This window comes from Streptomyces shenzhenensis (assembly GCF_021462265.1).
Lineage (GTDB): Bacteria > Actinomycetota > Actinomycetes > Streptomycetales > Streptomycetaceae > Streptomyces > Streptomyces shenzhenensis.
Genome location: NZ_JAJONF010000013.1, coordinates 1 through 19,601, shown reverse-complemented (window position 1 = coordinate 19,601; position 19,601 = coordinate 1). Strand labels below are relative to the sequence as shown.

At 70.8% G+C, this 19,601-nt stretch carries 14 protein-coding genes; 4 read left to right on the top strand and 10 right to left on the bottom strand.

Features of this window, described 5'->3' with window-relative positions; all coding sequences use genetic code 11:
• Positions 1-5 precede the first annotated feature (5 nt).
• Entirely contained in the window at positions 6-671 is a 666-nt protein-coding gene (locus LQ326_RS18640) for a TetR/AcrR family transcriptional regulator (protein ID WP_234538219.1), read from the bottom strand.
• 157 nt (positions 672-828) lie between these two features.
• Between LQ326_RS18640 and LQ326_RS18635 the strand changes: the two genes are divergently transcribed.
• The 3 genes from LQ326_RS18635 to LQ326_RS18625 all read left to right on the top strand — a co-directional run bounded on the left by LQ326_RS18635 (position 829) and on the right by LQ326_RS18625 (position 5,649).
• A complete protein-coding gene (locus LQ326_RS18635) occupies positions 829-1,710 on the top strand; it encodes a shikimate dehydrogenase (protein WP_234538217.1) in 882 nt (293 codons plus the stop codon).
• 107 nt (positions 1,711-1,817) lie between these two features.
• Positions 1,818-3,599: a bifunctional sugar phosphate isomerase/epimerase/4-hydroxyphenylpyruvate dioxygenase family protein gene (locus LQ326_RS18630; protein ID WP_234538215.1), complete on the top strand. Its 1,782-nt coding sequence runs from the start codon at positions 1,818-1,820 to the stop codon at positions 3,597-3,599.
• 175 nt (positions 3,600-3,774) lie between these two features.
• Positions 3,775-5,649 carry an ArnT family glycosyltransferase gene (locus tag LQ326_RS18625; RefSeq protein WP_234538211.1) on the top strand — a complete coding sequence of 625 codons (1,875 nt, stop codon included), beginning with the start codon at positions 3,775-3,777 and terminating at the stop codon, positions 5,647-5,649.
• Between the two features lie 235 nt (positions 5,650-5,884).
• On the opposite strand, the gene LQ326_RS18620 is transcribed toward LQ326_RS18625, so the two are convergent.
• Positions 5,885-6,430 carry a TetR/AcrR family transcriptional regulator gene (locus LQ326_RS18620; RefSeq protein ID WP_234538208.1) on the bottom strand — a complete coding sequence of 182 codons (546 nt, stop codon included), beginning with the start codon at positions 6,428-6,430 and terminating at the stop codon, positions 5,885-5,887.
• 377 nt (positions 6,431-6,807) lie between these two features.
• Here LQ326_RS18620 and LQ326_RS18615 point away from each other — a divergent pair, with 377 nt between their 5' ends.
• Entirely contained in the window at positions 6,808-8,259 is a 1,452-nt protein-coding gene (locus LQ326_RS18615; RefSeq protein WP_234538206.1) for an aldehyde dehydrogenase, read from the top strand.
• A 192-nt stretch (positions 8,260-8,451) separates the two neighbouring features.
• Here LQ326_RS18615 and LQ326_RS18610 read toward each other — a convergent pair whose 3' ends face one another.
• From LQ326_RS18610 to gnd, 8 genes are all read right to left on the bottom strand, one after another.
• Positions 8,452-11,337: a glycoside hydrolase family 2 TIM barrel-domain containing protein gene (locus LQ326_RS18610; RefSeq protein ID WP_234538203.1), complete on the bottom strand. Its 2,886-nt coding sequence runs from the start codon at positions 11,335-11,337 to the stop codon at positions 8,452-8,454.
• Between the two features lie 25 nt (positions 11,338-11,362).
• Entirely contained in the window at positions 11,363-12,250 is an 888-nt protein-coding gene (locus LQ326_RS18605; RefSeq protein ID WP_234538200.1) for a carbohydrate ABC transporter permease, read from the bottom strand.
• Entirely contained in the window at positions 12,247-13,212 is a 966-nt protein-coding gene (locus LQ326_RS18600; protein ID WP_234538198.1) for a carbohydrate ABC transporter permease, read from the bottom strand. The genes LQ326_RS18605 and LQ326_RS18600 overlap by 4 nt, the downstream gene beginning before the upstream one ends.
• Before the next feature lie 20 nt (positions 13,213-13,232).
• Positions 13,233-14,498, bottom strand: a complete 1,266-nt coding sequence (locus LQ326_RS18595) for an ABC transporter substrate-binding protein (protein ID WP_234538196.1) — start codon at positions 14,496-14,498, stop codon at positions 13,233-13,235.
• A gap of 249 nt (positions 14,499-14,747) precedes the next feature.
• Positions 14,748-16,598: a glycoside hydrolase gene (locus tag LQ326_RS18590; RefSeq protein ID WP_234538194.1), complete on the bottom strand. Its 1,851-nt coding sequence runs from the start codon at positions 16,596-16,598 to the stop codon at positions 14,748-14,750.
• An 11-nt stretch (positions 16,599-16,609) separates the two neighbouring features.
• Positions 16,610-17,854 carry an ROK family protein gene (locus LQ326_RS18585; RefSeq protein WP_234538192.1) on the bottom strand — a complete coding sequence of 415 codons (1,245 nt, stop codon included), beginning with the start codon at positions 17,852-17,854 and terminating at the stop codon, positions 16,610-16,612.
• A 217-nt stretch (positions 17,855-18,071) separates the two neighbouring features.
• On the bottom strand, positions 18,072-18,665 hold the full coding sequence (locus tag LQ326_RS18580) for a histidine phosphatase family protein (RefSeq protein ID WP_234538189.1): 594 nt from the start codon (positions 18,663-18,665) through the stop codon (positions 18,072-18,074).
• 6 nt (positions 18,666-18,671) lie between these two features.
• Positions 18,672-19,559 (bottom strand): phosphogluconate dehydrogenase (NAD(+)-dependent, decarboxylating), encoded by an 888-nt coding sequence (gene gnd, locus LQ326_RS18575; RefSeq protein ID WP_308401961.1) that lies wholly within the window; start codon positions 19,557-19,559, stop codon positions 18,672-18,674.
• Positions 19,560-19,601 lie beyond the last annotated feature (42 nt).

Genomic DNA, 19,601 nt, shown 5'->3' with positions numbered 1-19,601 from the left:
CGCGCTCAGTCCGCCGCGCGCTCCGCGGTGAGGTAGGCGATCACCATGTCGCCGAGCATGGCCCGGTAGTGCCCGCGCTGCGCCGGGTCCACCAGGTCACGGCCGAAGAGGACGCCGAAGGTGTGCCGGTTCGCCACCCGGAAGAAGCAGAACGAACTGATCATCGCGTGCAGGTCCACGGCGTCGACGTCGGCCGTGAACAGGCCGGACTCCTGCCCGGCGGCCAGGATCCGGCGGATCACCTCGAGCGCCGGCGAGCCCATCCTGCCGAGCTTCGCGGAGGCCGCGATGTGCTCGGCGCCGTGGATGTTCTCGATGCTGACCAGACGGATGAAGTCCGGGTGCTGCTCGTGATGGTCGAAGGTCAGCTCGGCGAGCCGGCGGATCGCCGCGACCGGGTCCAGGTGCTCGACGTCCAGTTGCTGCTCGGCCTCGCGGATCACCCCGTACGCGCGCTCCAGGACCGCCGTGAACAGCTGCTCCTTGCCGCCGAAGTAGTAGTAGATCATCCGCTTCGTGGTGCGGGTGCGGGCCGCGATCTCGTCGACGCGGGCACCGTCGTAGCCGGCCCGGGCGAACTCCTGGGTGGCCACGTCGAGGATCTCGGCCCGCGTGCGGGCGGCGTCGCGCAGCCGCCCGTTGGTCTGTGCCGGTTCTTCGACGCTGGTCATCGGGTTCCTATCGGGTTCCTTCGGGGGGCGGCCGTTGCCGGAGATTGTAGAAGCCCGCCGCGCCGGCGTTCCCGAAGAGGCCTTCCCACGCTGTCGCCCCGGGTGCTATAGCTAACGTACTAGTTCGTACATTAGTGATGTCGCTCGGGAGGGCCACGTGGCCAAGGACTCGTATCTCGTCGGACTGATCGGTTCCGGCATCGGCCCCTCGCTCAGCCCGGCCCTGCACGAGCGGGAGGCCGACCGGCAGGGGCTGCGGTACCTGTACCGGCGGATCGACCTCGACGTGCTCGGCCTGCCGCCGCAGGCCGTGGGGGAGCTGGTGCGGGCCGCGCGTGACCTCGGCTTCGACGGACTCAACGTCACGCACCCCTGCAAGCAGCTGGTCATCGAGCACCTGGACGCCCTCGCCCCGCAGGCCGAGGCGCTCGGCGCGGTCAACACGGTGGTCTTCGAGGCCGACGGGAGGGCCGTCGGCCACAACACGGACGTGACCGGGTTCGCGGCGTCGTTCGCGCGGGGGCTGCCGGACGCCCCGCTGGAGAGCGTCGTACAGCTCGGCGCCGGGGGCGCGGGGGCCGCGGTGGCGCACGCGACGCTCACGCTGGGGGCGGAGCGGGTCACCGTCGTGGACGCGCTGGCCGACCGGGCCGTCGATCTCGCGGGGTCCCTGAACCAGTACTTCGGCGCGGGGCGCGCGGTCCCCGCGGACCTGGACCGGCTGCCGGAACTGCTGGCCGGTGCGGACGGGCTGGTGCACGCGACGCCGACCGGGATGGCCGCACATCCGGGGCTGCCGTTGCCCGCGGAGCTGCTGCGGCCCGGTTTGTGGGTGGCCGAGGTGGTGTACCGGCCCCTGGAGACGGAACTGGTGCGGACCGCACGGGCATCGGGGTGCGCCGTGCTGGACGGGGGCGGGATGGCCGTGTTCCAGGCCGTGGACGCGTTCCGGCTGTTCACGGGGAGGGAGGCGGACAGCGGCCGGATGCTGGCCGACATCGGGGAGCTGGGGGAGAGGCCGGCGGGGCAGGTCGTGTGACCGGGGCGGGCCGGTCGTGGTCTCTCGCGCCCCCGCGGCGGCAGCCGCACATCGATACCGCCCCGCGTCCCTGACGGGGCGCTGTCCTGCAGGTGAGGAAAAAAGTCGTGCGTACTTCCATTGCCACCGTTTCGCTCAGCGGGTCTCTCACCGAAAAGCTCACCGCCGCCTCCCGAGCCGGGTTCGAAGGCGTCGAGATCTTCGAGAACGACCTGCTCGCCAGTCCGCTCCCGCCCCGCGAGATCCGCGCCCGCTGTGCCGACCTCGGACTCTCCATCGACCTCTACCAGCCCGTGCGGGACATCGAAGCGGTCCCCGCCGACGAGTTCGCGCGCAACCTCCGCCGCGCCCGGCACAAGTTCGCGCTGATGAGGGAGCTGGGGGCCGACACCGTTCTCGTCTGTTCCTCCGTTTCCCCGGCCGCGATCGACGACGACGCTCTCGCGGCCGAGCAACTCGGCCACCTGGCGACGCTCGCCCAGGACTTCGGCATCCGCGTCGCCTACGAGGCGCTCGCCTGGGGGCGGTACGTCAGTACGTACGACCATGCCTGGCGGATCGTCGAGGCGGCCGGGCACCCCGCCCTCGGCACCTGCCTCGACAGCTTCCACATCCTCTCGCGGGGGTCCGACCCGAAGGGCATCGAGGACATCCCCGGCGAGAAGATCTTCTTCCTGCAGCTGGCCGACGCCCCGCTTCTCGCCATGGACGTGCTCCAGTGGAGCCGCCACTATCGCTGCTTCCCGGGTCAGGGCGGGTTCGACGTGGCCGGGCTCGTCCGCCATGTGCTGCGGACCGGGTACGACGGGCCGCTCTCCCTCGAAGTCTTCAACGACGTCTTCCGGCAGGCCGAGGCCGGCCCGACCGCCGTCGACGCGCACCGCTCACTGCTGGTGCTGCAAGAGGCCGTCGGGGCGGGGGAGCTGCCCCCGCCCGTCGTGCCGACGGGGATCGCGTTCGCCGAACTCGTCACGCCCGACGCAGAGCCGGTCTCGGCGCTGCTCGGCGCCCTCGGCTTCGCCCGGACCGCGCGTCATCGGAGCAAGCCCGTCGACCTGTGGGAACGCGGCGAGGCCCGGATCCTGCTCAACACCGGTCCCGCCGTCCGCCGCGACGGCACCGGGCTCGCCGCGATCGGCCTGGAGTCACCGGACCCGCGGGCCGCCGCCCGCCGAGCCGAGGCGCTGCTCGCCCCCGTGCTGCCCCGCCGCCGGGCCCCCGAGGACGTCCCGCTCGCCGCGGTCGCCGCGCCCGACGGCACGGAACTGTTCTTCTGCGCCACCGGCCGCGACCCCGAACACCCCGACTGGCGGGCCGACTTCGCCGAGACGCCGGACGAGCCGGGGACGCCGGCGGCACGCATCGACCACCTCGCGCTCGTCCAGCCCTGGCACCAGTACGACGAGGCGACCCTCTTCCACCGCAGCGTCCTCGGCCTGCGTGCCCAGGAGAGTGTCGACGTCGCCGACCCCTACGGGCTGCTGCGCTCCCGCGCCGTCACCAACGCCGACGGCAGCGTCCGGATCGCCCTCGGGGTCGGCGCGGCCCCGGCCGACGACACCCTGCACGCCCAGCACATCGCCCTGGCCGTCGAGGACGTGGTCGCCGCCGCCCGGGCCTTCCGTGCGGCCGGTGGCCGTCTGCTGCCCATCCCCGCCAACTACCACGACGACCTCGCCGCCCGGTACGAGTTCGCCGACGGGGAACTGGACACGTACCGCGACCTCGGCATCCTCTACGACCGCGACGCGGGAGGTGTCTTCCGGCACTGCTACACCCGGACGGTGGGCCGGGTGTTCTTCGAACTGGTCCAGCGGGATCCCGGGTATCGCGGGTACGGCGCCCAGAACGCCCCGGTGCGGCTCGCCGCCCAGCACGCCGGGCGATGAGGCGCAGGCAGGGCTCAGGATTCTTACGGCTTCCACGACCGCCACTCACGAAGATCCTGCGTGTTCCTTGACATTCCGGACGTGACGTTCGTCGGGATCCAGTCGTCCTACAGGCCGTAGTACGCCGGGGCGTTCTGGAAGCCCTGGACACCGGGAGTCCTGGAGGCCGTCCGCGATGCCGAGCCCTGTCAGCGCCGAGCCGCTCCTGCGTGCCGAGGGGCCGCCGCCCTCGCCGGCCCGGGCGCGGAGCCGTACCCAGCGCTACGAGCGCCCGATCCTCGCCGGCATCGCCGCCGTCGCCGCGCTGCTCTTCTGCTGGGGTATCTGGCACAGCGCGTACCACGCCTTCTACGCGAGCGCGGTGCGCAGCATGACCGACAATCCGGTCGCCTTCCTCTACGGCTCCTTCGACCCGGCGGGCTCCATCACTCTGGACAAGCTGCCCGGCTTCCTGTGGCCGCAGGCCCTGTCGGCGCTGGTCTTCGGCTTCCACCCGTGGTCCCTGGTGATCCCGCAGGCCGTGGAGGGCGTGGCCTCGGTGGTGCTGCTCCACGTGCTGGTGCGGCGCTGGGCCGGCGTACCGGCGGGTCTGCTGGCCGCGGCCTTCCTCACGCTCACCCCGGTGACCGTGGGCCTCGGCCGTTCGGTCACCGAGGACGCGCCGTTCGTCCTGCTGTTGCTGCTGGCCGCCGAGGCCACCCAGCGGGCCACCGCCCGCGCCCGGCCGCGCACCCTCGTCCTGGCGGGCGTCTGGGTCGGGGTGGCCTTCCAGTGCAAGATGCTGGAGGCCTGGGCGGTGCTGCCCGCGCTGGCCGTGACCTACCTGGTGGCCGCACCGACGACGGTGCGCCGCCGGCTCCGGGACCTTGCCGTGTCCGGGGCGGTCATGCTGGCGGTGTCCCTGTCGTGGATGCTGGCCGCCGGTCTCACCCCGGCCGCCGACCGTCCCTACCTCGACGGCACGACCGACAACTCGCCGATCGCCCTGGTCGTCGGCTACAACTTCCTGACCCGCTTCCAGGCGCTGGGTGTCGACGCGGCCGGTACCGGGAGCATCGTCGCCGACCCGGCGCACGGCAGGGCCTCGGCCGGGATGGGCGACAGCGTCTGGAAGATGTTCAGCCCCGGGCTGGCCAGCCAGACGGGCTGGCTGTACCCGCTGGCGGCGCTGGGCCTGGCCGCCGGGCTGGTCACGCTGTGGCGCCGCCGCCCGGGGCGCACCGATCCCTTCCTGGCCGGGTACCTGCTGTGGGGCGTCTGGCTGGTGACGTTCTTCCTGGTCTTCAGCTTCGGCAGCGTGACCGGACACACCTACTACATGGGGGTGGTGGCGGTCGGTCTGTCGGCCCTGGCCGCGACGGCCGTGACCCGGGTGCGGCGCCGGAGCGTCCTGTGCGCGGTCCTCGCCATCGACGTCGGCTGGTGCGCGGCCCTCACGCTGCACTACCCGGGCTTCTTCACCTGGTCGGCCGGCGTCGCCGCGGCCCTGGCCCTGCCGGCCCTGGTCCTCCTCGCCGCCGGCGGGTCAGGTCCGCGCCGGGCCGCCCTGGCCGTCGCCCTCGCGGGGGTCCTGGTGATCCCCGCCGTCTGGTCCGCGTCCGCGACCTCCCTGCGGTACAACCAGCCCGGCGGGTTCGGCCGGATCGGCCCCGGCAGCATCGCCACCCGCAACGGCGCCTACGCCCTGGACCCGGACCAGCGGCGCGTCCTCGCCTACCTCACCGCCCACCGCGACGGTGCCCGTTACCTGGCCGCCGTGCCCCGCTGGCAGATGGCGGCACCGTACATCCTCTCCGACAACGCCTCCGTCCTCCCGCTCGGCGGCTTCACCGCGCGGGTGCCGTATCCCGCGCCCGGCACCTTCCACCACCTGATCGACACCGGCCGGCTCCGCTACGTCGTGCTCTCCTCGGCCGACCTCACCCACCGGGCCCGGGGCGCGAGGACTCCCGGCCGGGCCCTGGTCCGCTGGGTCATCGGCCACTGCTCACCGGTCCACGTCTCCCGCTACACCCTGTACCGCTGCGGGGCCGCCGGGCACGGACGCTGAGCGGACCGAAGGCCCCGGACCACGCCTTGAGTCCCGGTGGTCGTTGCAACACCCCGGCTCAAGGGGTGCGATGGGCTTCTCCGGCTCATGGACCAGGGCCTGAGCAGCGCCGAAGCCTGCAGACGCGTTGCCGAGTTCGCCGCCGAGCCGCCGACCGGCCGAGCTGCCGAAAGGGGTGGCTCTCGCTCGACGCGCCTATTCCGTACGGGGGTTCGGTACGGAGGTCGCCGGAGCGTCAGGCCGCGCCGACGCCTTCCAGGAAGGTGCGGGCGACCAGGTCGGCTGCCTGAGGCGCCTCCAGATCGGGGAACCGGTGTGCCGCGGTGTCGACCAGTTCGTCCAGGACCGCACGAGCCCAGGCCGCGCTGACGTCGACGCGCAGGTACCCCTCGTCGACGGCTCGCTGGACGAACGCGTCCAGGCGACTGCTCTGTTCCGCCCGGCGGGCGTCCGCCTCGGGGTCCTTGCGCATCATGCGGCGCGTGTCGACGGGCCACACACGGCTGACCGGGATGATTCCCTCCAGGTAGCGGTGCAGGGCGACCGGGACGGGCGCCTCGGTGAGCCGGGCCTCGTCCAGAACGCGTTCGGCGGAGTCGAGCTTGGCTCGGAACACCGCGCTGAGCAGAGCCTCACGGTTGGCGAAGCGGCGGTGAACGGTGGTGCGGTCCACCCCGGCGGCCACGGCGATGGCCGCCATGGAGGTGCCCGGATCTTCGGCGAGGAGCCGGGCACCCGCGTGGAGGACGGCGTTCAGGTTGCGTGCGGCGTCAGCTCTCATGGTCCTCAAAATCTATCCCTACGCACGATCACTCCACCGAAAGCCTCTTGTGAGATGCGGCACTGCCAATAACTGCAACATCAGTGTTGCGTTTCTTTCTTTGATGGCTACACTGATGTTGCCATCCGGTGGGGTGGCGGACAAAGCCCAGGGAATGAAGAACGCGCAATGCCGACGTCACCCGCGCCGCGCTGCCGGTGCCGCGCGGTCAGCGGTCGGGTCACTTCGTGCAGATCTCGTCCATCGGCTGCCGCGACGGCCCCACCGGCGGGCAACTCCGTCCGCCGGACCGCCACTGCCCTCCACGCGCCGTCCCGACGGCGCGCCCCGGGGGCACTCCAGTCCCGCCGCTTCTCCACACGAAAGAACGTGAAATCATGACCGTCCGCGACAAGCTCTCCATCGGCGGCGCCTGGACCGCCCCCAGCGACCCGTCCCTGCTGCTCGACATCCGCTCCCCGCACGACCAGTCCGTGCTGGGCAGTGCCGCCCAGGCCGCGCCGGCCGACGTCGACGCGGCCGTCGCCGCCGCCCGCAAGGCCTTCGACCAGGGCCCCTGGCCGCGCACCACCCCCGAGGAGCGGCAGGCTGTCGTCCGCCGCTACGACGAACTGCGTGCCGCCCGTGCCGACGAGGTCGCCCACGCCATCTCCGTCGAGAACGGCTCGGCCGGCTGGTTCACCAAGGCGGGTCAGCCCTTCCTGACCCGCCAGGTGAAGGCGTACCTCAAGGCCGCCGGGGAGTTCGGCTGGGAGGAGATCATCGAGCCCTCCGACGAGTCGGTCGCCTTCGACACCATCGTGCGCCGCGAGGCGATCGGCGTCGTGGCCGCGGTCATTCCCTGGAACTCTCCGTTCTCCGCGGCCACGGCGAAGCTCGTCCCGGCCCTGCTGGCTGGCAACACCGTCGTGCTGAAGGTGTCCCCGGAGAACTCCCTGAGCATGGCGCTCCTCGCCGACCTGTGGCACGAGGCCGGTCTGCCCGAGGGCGTCCTGTCCGTCCTGCCCGCCGACCGCGAGACCAGCGAGTACCTCGTCTCCCACCCCGGCATCGACAAGATCTCCTTCACCGGCTCCACCGGCGCCGGCCGCCGCATCGGCTCCATCGCCGGTGACCACCTCAAGCGCGTCGGCCTGGAGCTGGGCGGCAAGTCCGCCGCCGTCATCCTGGACGACGCCGACCTGGACACCGTCATGCAGGGCCTGCGCTTCGCCTCGCTCGGCAACAACGGCGAGGCCTGCATCCTGCAGAGCCGAGTCCTCGCGCCGCGCAGCCGGTACGAGGAGGTCGTCGAGGCCGTGAAGACGATGGTCGAATCCCTCAAGGTCGGCGATCCGGCCGCCCCGGACACCTTCATCGGCCCGATGATCCGCCGCGACCAGCAGCAGCGCGTCATCGACTACATCAACCTCGGGATCGAGGAGGGTGCCCGCCTGGTCACCGGCGGCCCGCAGATCCCCGAGGGCCTGGAGAAGGGCAACTACGTCACCCCCACCGTCTTCGCCGACGTCGACAACTCCATGCGCATCGCCCAGGAGGAGATCTTCGGCCCGGTCCTCGTGGTCATCGCCTACGAGGACGAGGACGACGCCGTCCGCATCGCCAACGACTCCGAGTACGGCCTGTCCGGCGGTGTCTGGGGCACCGACACCGAGCGCGCCCTGGCGGTCGCCCGGCGGCTGCGCACCGGTGGCGTCATCATCAACGGGGCCGGCAACAGCTTCGACGGCCCGTTCGGCGGCTACAAGGCCAGCGGCATCGGCCGTGAGTACGGCAAGGTCGGCCTGACCGGCTACGTCGAGCACAAGACCATCACCCGCACCCGCTGACCGAGCCGGCCGGGTACGTCGGGGCGGCCATCACGCAGCCCGTCGCCCCGTCGCCCCGTCGCCCCGTCGCCCCGTCGTGCGACGGCGGGGCGACGGGCTGCGGGGCTTCCGATGCGCCGCCATTCGTGCGGGTGAATCGGTCGCCGGGTTTGACGGCCGTACTCGTTCCCCTCTGCGCCCAGGGGCGGCGGATCAGCCGATGTCCGAGAACACGAAGGAGAACTCGGCCGGCCGGGCGTGCAGTTGGTACTGCGGCAGCACGCCCGGACCGCAGGACTGCGAGCCGATGCCGTGCTGGCCGTGGTCCAGGTTGACCCACACGCCTGCCGCGGAGCCGCTGTCGGATGCTGTGCCCGGGGTGAGGTCGCTGCGGTGCGTGGCCGCGTCCAGCTGCTCGGTGGTCCAGCGGCGGGCCGTGAACCAGAACTCCGGGTCGCCCTCGATCCGCAGCCCGCCGATCTCCGCCCAGCGGACGTCCGCGCGGGCGCCGTTCTCCTGCGGACGGACGTACGGCGTCTGCAGGTCGTCCACCGTCGACTGCCAACGGCCGACCATCGACGCCGTCTTGGTGTCCGGATACGCCTCGCCCGGCCCGCCGCCGAACCACCGCACCCGGTCGGCGGCCGGCAGCCCGAAGCGGACCCCGAGCCGGGGCAGCGGTACCGTCCAGTCGCCGTCGGGGGTGACAGACACGGTGAGCCGGAGCCGGTCGCCGTCCGTGGTCCAGCGGTAGACGGTCACCAGCCCGAACTCCCAGGCGGCGGGCGCCACCCGGGTGCGCACGGTCAGGGCGTCGGCGGCCGGCTCCACCGCGTCCAGGCGGTGCCGCATCCGGTGCAGACCGAACTTCCGCCACAGCGCGCCGTAGCGGATGTCGCTCTGCCAGGCCGCGCCGTCGTCGTTGTCGGTCGTCGCCCGCCACACGTCCAGTCGCAGTCCGGTCACCGGCACCGAGCCGATGCCCCGCAGCGCGCCGCCGCGGGCGTCGAAGACGGCCGGCCCCAGGGTGATCACCCCGTCGCCGGACACCACCGGTCCCGCGGCGGCGGCGAAGGCCGGCACCTGCCGCCCCGAGACGGGGAACTGGCCCCAGGCCACCACGTGGCCGCCCGGCGCCCAGGCGGTGTCCGCCGCCAGCAGGGCGCGTACCGTCCACTGGGTCTCGCCGCTGCCGGCGGCGACGGGCGGCTCCGGCAGCTTCACGTCCGCCGACTCGCCGGCCGCCAGGGCCGGTACGGCAAGACGGCCCGACTCGACGGTCTCGCCGCCGACCTGGTACGACCACTCGAAGTCCAGCGCGGCCAGATCGGCGAAGTCCTGCCGGTTGGTGACGCGGACGGTGGCGCCGTCGCCCTCGATGCGGACGGGTTCGATCACCTTCTTGTACTCCACCAGCCCCGGTGAGGGCCGCCGGTCGGGGAAGACCAGTCCGTCGCAGACGAAGTTCCCGTCGTGCAGCTCCTCGCCGAAGTCGCCGCCGTACGCGTAGCCGTAGCGGTCGTCCTTGATGCCGTGGTCGATCCACTCCCAGATGAAGCCGCCCTGGAGCCGGCCGTACGACTCGAAGATCCGCTGGTAGTCGGCGAGGCCACCGGGGCCGTTGCCCATGGCGTGCCCGTACTCGCAGAGGATGAAGGGGAGTGCACGGCGTTTGTGGGTGCCGCCGTCCAGGCCCCGGCCGATCCGCTCGACCTCGGCGTGGTCGGCGTACATCCGCGAGTACACGTCCGCGTCACGGCAGTCGACGTCACCCTCGTAGTGCACGAGCCGGGAGGCGTCCCGGCCGTGGATCCACTCGGCCATCGCGGTCAGGCCCCGGCCGGTGCCGGCCTCGTTGCCGAGGGACCAGATCACCACCGACGGGTGGTTCTTGTCGCGCTCGACCATCCGGGCGGCCCGGTCGAGCAGCGCCGGGGTCCAGCGGTCGTCGTCGACCGGGTTGTCCCGCCAGGCCTGCTCGGTGAAACCGTGGGTCTCCAGGTCGCACTCGTCGATCACCCACAGGCCGTACTCGTCGCACAGGTCGAGGAAGGCCGGGTGCGGCGGGTAGTGGGAGGTGCGGACCGCGTTGATGTTGTGCCGCTTCATCAGCAGCACGTCGGCGCGCATGGTCTCAAGATCGAGCGCCCGGCCCCGCTCGTGATGCCACTCGTGCCGGTTGACCCCCTTGAAGAGGACCGCCTTCCCGTTGACCTTGATCAGCCCGTCGGCCGCCTCCACCGTCCGGAAGCCGATCCGCAACGGCACCCGCTCGCCCTCGGTGGCCAGCACCCCGTCGTACAGCCTCGGGGTCTCGGCCGTCCACGCCTGGACCGGGACGGTCGCCGGCTCGCCGGTCGCGATGTCGATGTCCAGCTCCGGCACGGTGACCCGGCCGTCCACGTCGGAGTCGACGCGCAGCGTGCCCGCGCCGGTGACATGGTCGTAGGAGGCGTGCACGAAGAAGTCGAGGACGCTGCCGGCCGGGCGGTGCAGCAGGGTCACGTCCCGGAAGATGCCGGGCAGCCACCACTGGTCCTGGTCCTCCAGGTAGGAGCCGGCCGACCACTGGTGGACGCGGACGGCGAGCACGTTGCCGGCCGGCTTCAGCAGATGGCCGACGGCGAACTCGTGCGGCAGCCGGGAACCCTTGAACTCGCCGACCTCCGTGCCGTTCAGCCACACCCGGGCACAGGACTCGACACCGTCGAAGCGCAGCACCGTACCGCCGTCGGCCGGGTCCCAGCCCTCGGGCAGGTCGAAGAACCGCAGGTGGTCACCGGTGGGGTTCTCGGTCGGGACCCTGGGCGGGTCGACCGGGAACGGGTAGAGGTGGTTCGTGTAGACCGGCGCGCCGTGCCCCTGGAGCACCCAGTGCCCCGGGACCGAGACCTCCGCCCAGCCGTCGGCGTCGTACCCCGGCGCGGCGAACGAGTCGTCCTCGGCGTCGGCCGTCGGCGACAGCCTGAAGCGCCAACTGCCGTTCAGGGAGAGGGACGCGGCGTCCGAGGCGGGGTACCAGGCGCGGGGCGGCAGGGCCCCGGAGCCCGGTGAGACGTCCTCGACGTAGTCGACAGCCGTGGCGGAGCGGAAAGACATCGGTCTCCAGGTCTCTCGAGGCGGGTCAGCCCTTGATGCCGGTCTGCGCGATCCCCTGGACCAGCCAGCGCTGGAGGAAGAGGAAGACGAACACCAGGGGCAGGATGGAGATGGCGGTGGCCATGAAGATCGTGTGGAAGACGACCGTCTGGTTGGTCATGTACGACGAGAGCACGACCTGGACGGTCCACGCCCCGGGGTCCTGGCCGATGACCAGCGGCCACAGGAAGGCGTTCCAGGCGCTGATGAAGGTGATGGTGGCGATCGCCGCGAAGAAGTTGAGCGAGTTGGGCACGACGACGCGCCAGTACGAGCCCCAGTAGCCCAGCCCGTCCACGCGTGCCGCCTCCTCCAGCTCCTTCGGGAACCCCAGGAAGTACTGCCGGAACAGGAAGCAGGTGAAACCACTGAACAGGCCCGGGATGATCAGGCCCCGGTAGGTGTCCACCCAGCCGAGCGAGGAGACCAGCACGAAGCTGGGCACGAAGGTCACCGAGGTCGGGACCATCAGGGTGCCCAGGACGACGTAGAAGATCTTGTTGGCGTGCTTGTAGGGGATGCGGGCCAGGGCGTAGCCGGCCAGCGAGCACACCAGCAGGATGCCGGCGGTCATGGAGACGCCGACGATCAGCGAGTTCCACATGGACTGGGCGAAGTCCACCTGCGGGTCGTCGAACAGCTCCTTGAGGTTGCCCCACTGCACGTGCGTGGGGAAGAACTCCCAGCTCGGCCCGGTGATGGCGGCGTCCGTGGTGAGCGCGTTGCGGAGCAGGACGTAGAACGGGACCAGGAAGAGGAAGGCGGCGACACCGGTGGCGATGTACAGGCCGGTGCTGCCCATCACTCCGCCGCCGCGACGGCGCCTGGCCTTCGTGGCGGCGGTCTTGTTCAGGTCGGGCGTGGTGGTGGTCACTTGGACTCGTCCCCTCTTCCGAAGCCCATGATCTTGCCCTGGAACAGGGTGACGACGATGATCAGCAGGGTCAGGATGACGGCTCCCGCACTCCCGGCGCCGTAGTCCTGTGACGTGCCGAGGGCGGTGGCGTACAGCTCGACCAGCGGCGGCCGGCCCCAGGTGGTCTTGTCGAGCAGGTTGTAGAACTCGTCGAAGGCCTGGTAGGCGGCGATGAGCAGCAGCAGGATCACCGCGGTCGAGGTGGCCCTCAGCTGCGGCAGGGTGATGTACCGGAAGGTCTGCCAGCCCCGCTTGGCGCCGTCGATGGCGGCGGCCTCGTACAGCTCGCCCGGGATGTTCTGCAGGGCCGCCAGGAACAGGATCATGTAGAAACCGGACTGCAGCCACAGCCGGAGCGTGACGATGACGAGCCAGTACCAGGGCGGGCTGGGGGAGGCCAGCCAGGCGATGCTGTCGACCCCGAACCAGCCGAGGACCGTGTTCAGCAGGCCGAAGCGGACCCCGCTGAAGAGGGACATCTTCCAGATCAGCGACGCGGCGACGTAGCTGCACGCGGTCGGCAGGAAGAACACCGACCGGAAGAACGCCCGCATGAACCTGATCTGGTTGACCAGCAGGGCGAGGCCGAGCGACACCGCCCAGGTGGCCGGCACGATGAACACCGCGAAGACGGTGAAGGTGACGAGCGACCCCGTGAACTTGGGGTCCGTCAGCATGTACGTGTAGTTGTCGAAGCCGACGAACTTGTCCGGCGTGACGGTGAACCGCGCGTCGAAGAAGCTGAGGTAGAGACTCCAGCCGATCGGCACGTAGACGAAGACGATCAGCCCGATCAGGAAGGGGCCGATGAAGAGCCAGAAGTTGAGGGTGCGGCTGTCCCGCAGGCCCCGCCGCGGCTTGGCCGGACCGGCCGGCACCGAGGCGGGGTTCGCGAGGTCGCGCGTCGTGGTCGTCGACATGGATCCGATCCGTCCGCGATCTATCCGAAGAGCTTCTTCAGCTCGCGGTTGACGGCCGTGTCGCACTGGTCGAGCGCCTTGTCCGGGTCACCGGCCTTGCGGACGCAGTTGGACAGGACGTCCCACGACGCCTGGATCATCGCCTGGGTCCAGCCGATGTTGTCGAAGTGCCCGAACTCGTTGAAGAGCTTCACGCCCTCCGCGGGGAGACCGGACTTGAGCTTGGTGGCCGAAGCGGCGATCGAGGTGCGCGGCGGGATGTGGAAGCCGTACGACGTCGCGAAGTCCTCCTGGTCCTTCTTCTGGTCGATCCACAGCCACTTGACGTACTCCTTGGCCGCGTCGACGTTGTCGCCCTTGGCGTTGACGAACATCGACCAGCCGCCGTTGTAGACGGACTGCTTGCCCGAGTCGACGGTCTTCGGGAAGGGGAAGATCCCGAGGTCGTCGCCGAGCACCTTCTGGAACTGCGGCATCGCCCACATACCGCAGAACTGCATGGCGCACAGGCCCTGGTTGAGCGAGGACGGGTCCCAGAAGTCGGTCGGGGCGCCGAGGAGCAGATCGCCGCTGGTGAACAGCTTGCGCAGCTTCTTGAGGCCTTCGACGACGCCCGGCGTGTGATAGGCGATCTGGTTCTTGTCGTCGAGGGTGTCGGCGCCCGCGGACCAGATCAGCGGGCTGATGATCGCGTGCAGGTCGTTGCCGAGGAAGACGCCCTTCATCTTGCTGGTGGTGAGCTTGGCGGCGGCCTCGATCAGCTCGTCGAGGGTCTCCGGGACCTTGACGCCGGCCTTCTCGAACAGTGAGGGCCGGTAGAAGAAGAACTGCGGGTCGTCGATCATCCGTATGCCGTAGATCTTCCCGTCCACGGTGTGCGACTTGATGTCCGCCGGGTTGAAGTCGTCCTTGACCGGGTCGATGAGGTCGCTCAGGTCGGCGACCTGACCGCTCTTGACCATCTGGATCTGCGGGTGGAACTCGAACACGTCCGGGGCGGACTTGGTGAGCAGCGTGGCGAAGAGCTTGCTCTCGTAGTCGGAGCTGGTGATCCACTGCGTCGTCACGTCGGCGCTCTTGTACCCGGAGGCGTACCTCTTGAGCGCCTGCTCCACGCCGGCCTCGCCGTAGGCGTGGTACATCTGCGTGAGCTGCTTGCCCGACCCGCTGCCCCCGCCCCTGCCGTTGTTGCTGCCGCACGCGGCCAGCGTGCCGGCGGCGGCCATGCCCGCTGCCGCCCGGAAGAGAGACCGGCGGGACCAGTTGTTGTTGCTGAGTGCCGACATGCTGACGTCCTTGTCTGTCGAGTGCGGCTGTGCCTCTACGGCCCGTGGGACCTCGGAACCAGATGGCTGAAATTGCTTTGCGGAGCGGGACGTTAACCTTCGGCTAACACTTCGGCAAGAGGTTGGACGAAGTCTGCGTGAAACGTTGCACCGGTTCGGAATGGCGAACAGATGTGAAAGCAGGGCAAGTTGAGGGCCGCCGGGTCAGGGGGGTGCCGGCGGCCCTCGGTCGGGTGCGGTACGGTGCGGCTACTTCCTGGTCCAGGCCTCGTTGGTGCCGCTGTTGCAGCTGTAGAGGATCACCTTGCCGCCGTCGGCGGTGGCCTGTCCGCTGACGTCCAGGCACTTGCCGGACGCCTCGCTGAGGATCTGCCCGTTGGCGTTCAGCAGCCAGCGCTGGCTCGCGTCACCGGTGTGGTCGGCGGTGGCCGTCAGGCCGGAACCCGACGCCGTCAGATAGCCGTTCGCGCCCTTCAGGGCACCCGTCGCGTCGTACGACCAGGACTGGTCCGCCGCGCCCGTGCAGGTGGCGATGGCGGCCCCGGAGGCGTCCGCCGTCAGGCACTTGCCGGACTGCCTGCCCGCCAGCGCGCCGGTCACGGCCGAACTGCCGTGGCCCTTCTGGTCGAAGACGTACGTCGTGATCGAGCGGGCCGCCAGGGTCGCGGAGACCGTCCCCGCGCTCACCGACGGCTTGGCGACCTCGGCCCAGTCCTCGGTGGCCGACGTCCGCACCGCCTCCCCGGCCCGCTTCGGCGTCGCCTTGTTGAAGTGCAGACTCAGCGGGGTGGCGGTCGTGTTGTGGTTGTTGACCACGACCACCCACTTCCCGCCGCTGTCGTACGCCGACACCTCGACCCCGTCCGGCGCGCCGGTCACGTTGTGCGCGACCGAGCCCGGTTCGACGAACTTGCTGTACTGGCCGAGCGCGTAGTACCGCTTGGTGAAGTACAGCGTCTGGTTGCCGTTCGTCGCGTAGTCGGGGTCGTAGTAGATCAGGCCGTCGTTCCAGCCGGCGTCGTTCTTCGCGTACGGGTCGGTGCCGTAGCCGCTGGCCAGCGCCACCCACCACTGGAAGGCCGAGTCGTGGGCGCTCGCGAAGTCCTTGTAGATGATCCGGGACATCAGCAGGGCGTTGTCGATGGACGGGTCGTACTCCTGGTTCCAGCCCGTCGAGCCCTTGCCGAAGCAGCAGATCTCCGATGCCCAGGACTTCTGGCCGACCGTCCGCGACGTCTCGTAGACGTTGCCGAGCTGGCCGTCGCCGGGGTTGTCGTAGGTGTGGTGCGCCAGCGCGGACACGTACTGCGCGGTGTCCGGCTGCGAGATCCACTGCGGGAGTTCGGAGACGAACTGGGTCGTCTGGCTGGACTCGTCGGCGATGATCGAGGTCTTCTGGTGCCGGGCCCGCTGCTCGGCGCCGAGCGCCCGCACGATGTCGTCGCGTTGGTCGACGGTGACCCGCATGCCCTCCTGGCCGCACGAACCGAAGTCGTTGTCCGGTTCGTTGAAGGGACTGATGTGGTCCAGCCGCACGCCCTGGCGGGCGAAGTGGTCGGTGACGTCGGCGATGTAGCGGGCGTAGTCGGACTCGTTCTCCGCCTTCAGCTGTCCGCCGCAGCTCTGCCCGTTGGTGGTCCACCGCGCCGGCGCGCTGTTCACGAAGCCGATCAGGTCCTCGACGCCGTACTTCGCGGCGTACCCGAGGAACGTCCGGCCGCCGTCGTCCCTGCTCCAGTCGTACGAGCCGTCGGAGTTCAGGAAGTCCTCGGCGGCGCGCGCCGGGGTGGTGACCGCGACCCCGCCACCCCCGATGTTGTAGCGGTACGAGCTGAGGTCCAGGCCCTGCTTGGCGAAGAGCAGCTTCGCCACCCGGGCCTGGACCTTGGGCGAGAAGTGCTGGAGGTCGTTGACCCACCAGGCGCCCGAGGCGCCGATGTCGTCGATGGTCTGGGCGGCGTGCGGGGAGACCTCGGCGGCCGGGGCGGTGCCGGTGGCGGCCGAGGCGGACGGGAGTGATGTCAGGGGCCCGGTGAGGGCCAGTGCGGCTGCGGCCGTCAGGAGGACCGATCTGCTGTGGTGCGGGTGAGACACGTGCATCCCTTCCGTCGTCATGAAGGCGGTGCGGTACGGCTCCTTGCCGGGGTGGTGCGTTTCGGTGTCCTCTGTCCCACGGCCTGCAGGGCGCCCTCCAGCGCGAACGTGGCCGCGCCCAGGCAGACCGGGTCGGTGGGGACGGGGGAGAGGACGATCTCGGTGGCGGCGAACGGCCGCCGCAGCGCGTGCCGCCGGACGGCCTCGCGCACTTCGTCGAGCAGCGGTGCGCCCAGCTTCCTGGCGACCCAGCTGCTGAGCACGACCACTTCGGGGTTGAACAGGTTCACCAGGTCCGCGATGCCCGCCCCCAGGTAACGGGCCGTGTCGCGGACCACTTTGACGGCCACCGGGTCGCCCGTGGCGACCCCGTGGGCCAGGGCGTCGATGGTCGCCGTCTGGTCCTCGGGGTGCAACAGCGTGCTGCGTGCGCTGAGTTCGCGCAGGTTGAGCATGATGCCGGGGGCACCGACGTACGTCTCGACGCAGCCGTGGTTGCCGCAGTGGCACAGCCGCCCGTCCAGCACGAGCGTGGTGTGCCCCCACTCCCCGGCGCTGTTGCTCACCCCCCGGTGCAGCCTGCCGCCCAGCGCGAGCCCGGCGCCGACCCCGGTGCCGAGGTTCACCACCACGGTGTCCCCGCGGCCGCGAGCCGCCCCGAACCACTGCTCGGCCACCGCGCACGCCCGCAGCGGGTTGTCCAGGTGGAGCGGGTAGGCGATGTGCTCGGAGAGCAGGTCGAGCAACGGCACGTCGTGCCAGTCCCAGTTGGGTGCGTACTCGGCGATGCCGGTGGCCCGGTCCACCTGCCCCGGCACGCTCACCCCGGCCCCCAGCACCCGCGCGCCCTCGACGCCGGCCTGGGCGACCACCGCGCCGACGGCCGTCGCCACCCGGGCGACCGCCTGCTCGGGGCGGCTCTCGCCGGGGCGCATGTCCTCCACCGCGCGGGCCAGCACGTTCAGTCCCAGGTCGAACAGCTCCACCCGGACGTACGTCTCGGCCATGTCGACGCCGATCAGCGCGCCGCCCGCGGAGTTGACGGCGACGAGGCCCCGGGGGCGGCCGCCCGCCGAGTCCTCGAAGCCGACCTCGGTGATCATCCGGAGGTCGAGCAGTTCGCCGACGAGGGTGGCCACGGTGGCCACGCTCAGCCCGGTCGCGGCCGCCAGGGTCTGCCGTGAGGTCGGGGACTGGGCGATGATCTGGCGCAGCACCTCGTAGCGATTCGCGGTGCGGATGTCACGCGATGTGCGCTTCACGCGGCTGCCCCTCCCATCCCGTCACGGCCGGGCCGGGGCGGACGAGGGCACCGGCGCCGCGTCAGGCTATGGGCTTCGCGCGCCTTTCGACAAGGGGTTAGGAAAGGGGCCGTAGAAACTTCCCGTGGTGCCGCCCCGGGAGAGCCGCTGGTGAGCGCCTGAGGCCAACACGGCGAAAGGGCCCGTCAGTTGTACCGACGGGCCGTTTCGACGTTTCTTACGGCTGCTTGTTCCACTCGGCGATCACGGGCCGGCCGTGCTCGGTGGACAGCCGGCTGACCGTCCCGGTCGCCAGCTGGAACAGCCTGCCCTCCGCGGGCGGCAGACCCAGGCGGCGCGCGGTCAGCACGCGCAGGAAGTGGGCGTGGGCCACCAGGATCACGTCGCCCGTGCCGGTGGTGAGCGCGCTCTCCAGCTTCCTGAGCACCCGGTCGGCCCGCTCGCCGATCCGCTCCGGCGACTCGCCGGGGTGGCCCTCCGGGCCCGGCGGGACGCCGTCGGTCCACAGGTACCAGTCGGGTCGGGAACGGTGGATCTCCGCCGTGGTGACGCCCTCGTAGCCGCCGTAGTCCCATTCGTGCAGGTCGGGTTCGGGTGCCACCCCGGTCAGGCCGGCCAGTTCGGCCGTGCGTATCGCGCGGCCCAGCGGGCTGGACAGCGCCAGTGCGTAGGTCCGGCCGGTGAGGAGCGGAGCGAGGGACTTGGCCTGTTCCTCGCCGTGCTGGGTGAGGGGCAGGTCGGTCCAGCTGGTGTGCTGGCCCGACAGGCTCCACTCCGTCTCACCGTGGCGGACCAGGAGAAGGTCCCCCACGGCGCACTACTCCTTCGACTCGACGGCGTGGCCGCCGAACTGGTTGCGCAGCGCCGCGATCATCTTCATCTGCGGGGAGTCGTCCTGGCGGGAGGCGAACCGGGCGAAGAGGGAGGCCGTGATCGCCGGCAGCGGCACGGCGTTGTCGATGGCCGCCTCGACGGTCCAGCGGCCCTCGCCGGAGTCCTCCGCGTACCCCTTCAGCTTGTCCAGGTGCGCGTCGTCGTCCAGGGCGTTGACCGCGAGGTCGAGCAGCCAGGAGCGGATGACGGTGCCCTCCTGCCAGGAGCGGAAGACCTCGCGGACGTTGTCCACGGACTTGACCTTCTCCAGAAGCTCCCAGCCTTCCGCGTACGCCTGCATCATGGCGTACTCGATGCCGTTGTGGACCATCTTGGAGAAGTGCCCGGCGCCGACCCTGCCGGCGTGGACATAGCCGTACGGGCCCTCCGGCTTGAGCGCCTCGAAGATCGGCTCCAGCCGCTCGACGTGCTGCTTGTCGCCGCCGACCATCAGGGCGTAGCCGTTCTGCAGGCCCCACACCCCGCCCGAGACACCGGCGTCGACGAAGCCGATGCCCTTGATACCGAGTTCGGCGGCGTGCTTCTCGTCGTCCGTCCAGCGGGAGTTGCCGCCGTCGACCACCGTGTCGCCCTCGGACAGCAGGTCCTTGAGCTCGTCGACGACGGACTGGGTCGCGTGGCCGGCCGGGACCATCACCCACACCGTGCGCGGGGCGTCGAGTTTCTCGACCAGTTCCTCGAGGGACTTGACGTCGGAGACGTCGGGGTTGCGGTCGTAGCCGATGACGGTGTGGCCGGCGAGGCGGATGCGCTCGCGCATGTTGCCGCCCATCTTGCCGAGGCCGATGAGTCCGAGCTGCATGTCATTCACTTCCTGAGTGTGCGGTACGTCGAGACGAGGGCGGTGGTGGAC

Coding starts and splice junctions, on each gene's coding strand:
- LQ326_RS18640 (WP_234538219.1), bottom strand. CDS start 671: ATGACCAGCGTCGAAGAACCGGCACAGACCAACGGGCGGCTGCGCGAC.
- LQ326_RS18625 (WP_234538211.1), top strand. CDS start 3,775: ATGCCGAGCCCTGTCAGCGCCGAGCCGCTCCTGCGTGCCGAGGGGCCG.
- LQ326_RS18595 (WP_234538196.1), bottom strand. CDS start 14,498: ATGTCGGCACTCAGCAACAACAACTGGTCCCGCCGGTCTCTCTTCCGG.
- LQ326_RS18620 (WP_234538208.1), bottom strand. CDS start 6,430: ATGAGAGCTGACGCCGCACGCAACCTGAACGCCGTCCTCCACGCGGGT.
- LQ326_RS18615 (WP_234538206.1), top strand. CDS start 6,808: ATGACCGTCCGCGACAAGCTCTCCATCGGCGGCGCCTGGACCGCCCCC.
- LQ326_RS18610 (WP_234538203.1), bottom strand. CDS start 11,337: ATGTCTTTCCGCTCCGCCACGGCTGTCGACTACGTCGAGGACGTCTCA.
- LQ326_RS18600 (WP_234538198.1), bottom strand. CDS start 13,212: ATGTCGACGACCACGACGCGCGACCTCGCGAACCCCGCCTCGGTGCCG.
- LQ326_RS18590 (WP_234538194.1), bottom strand. CDS start 16,598: ATGCACGTGTCTCACCCGCACCACAGCAGATCGGTCCTCCTGACGGCC.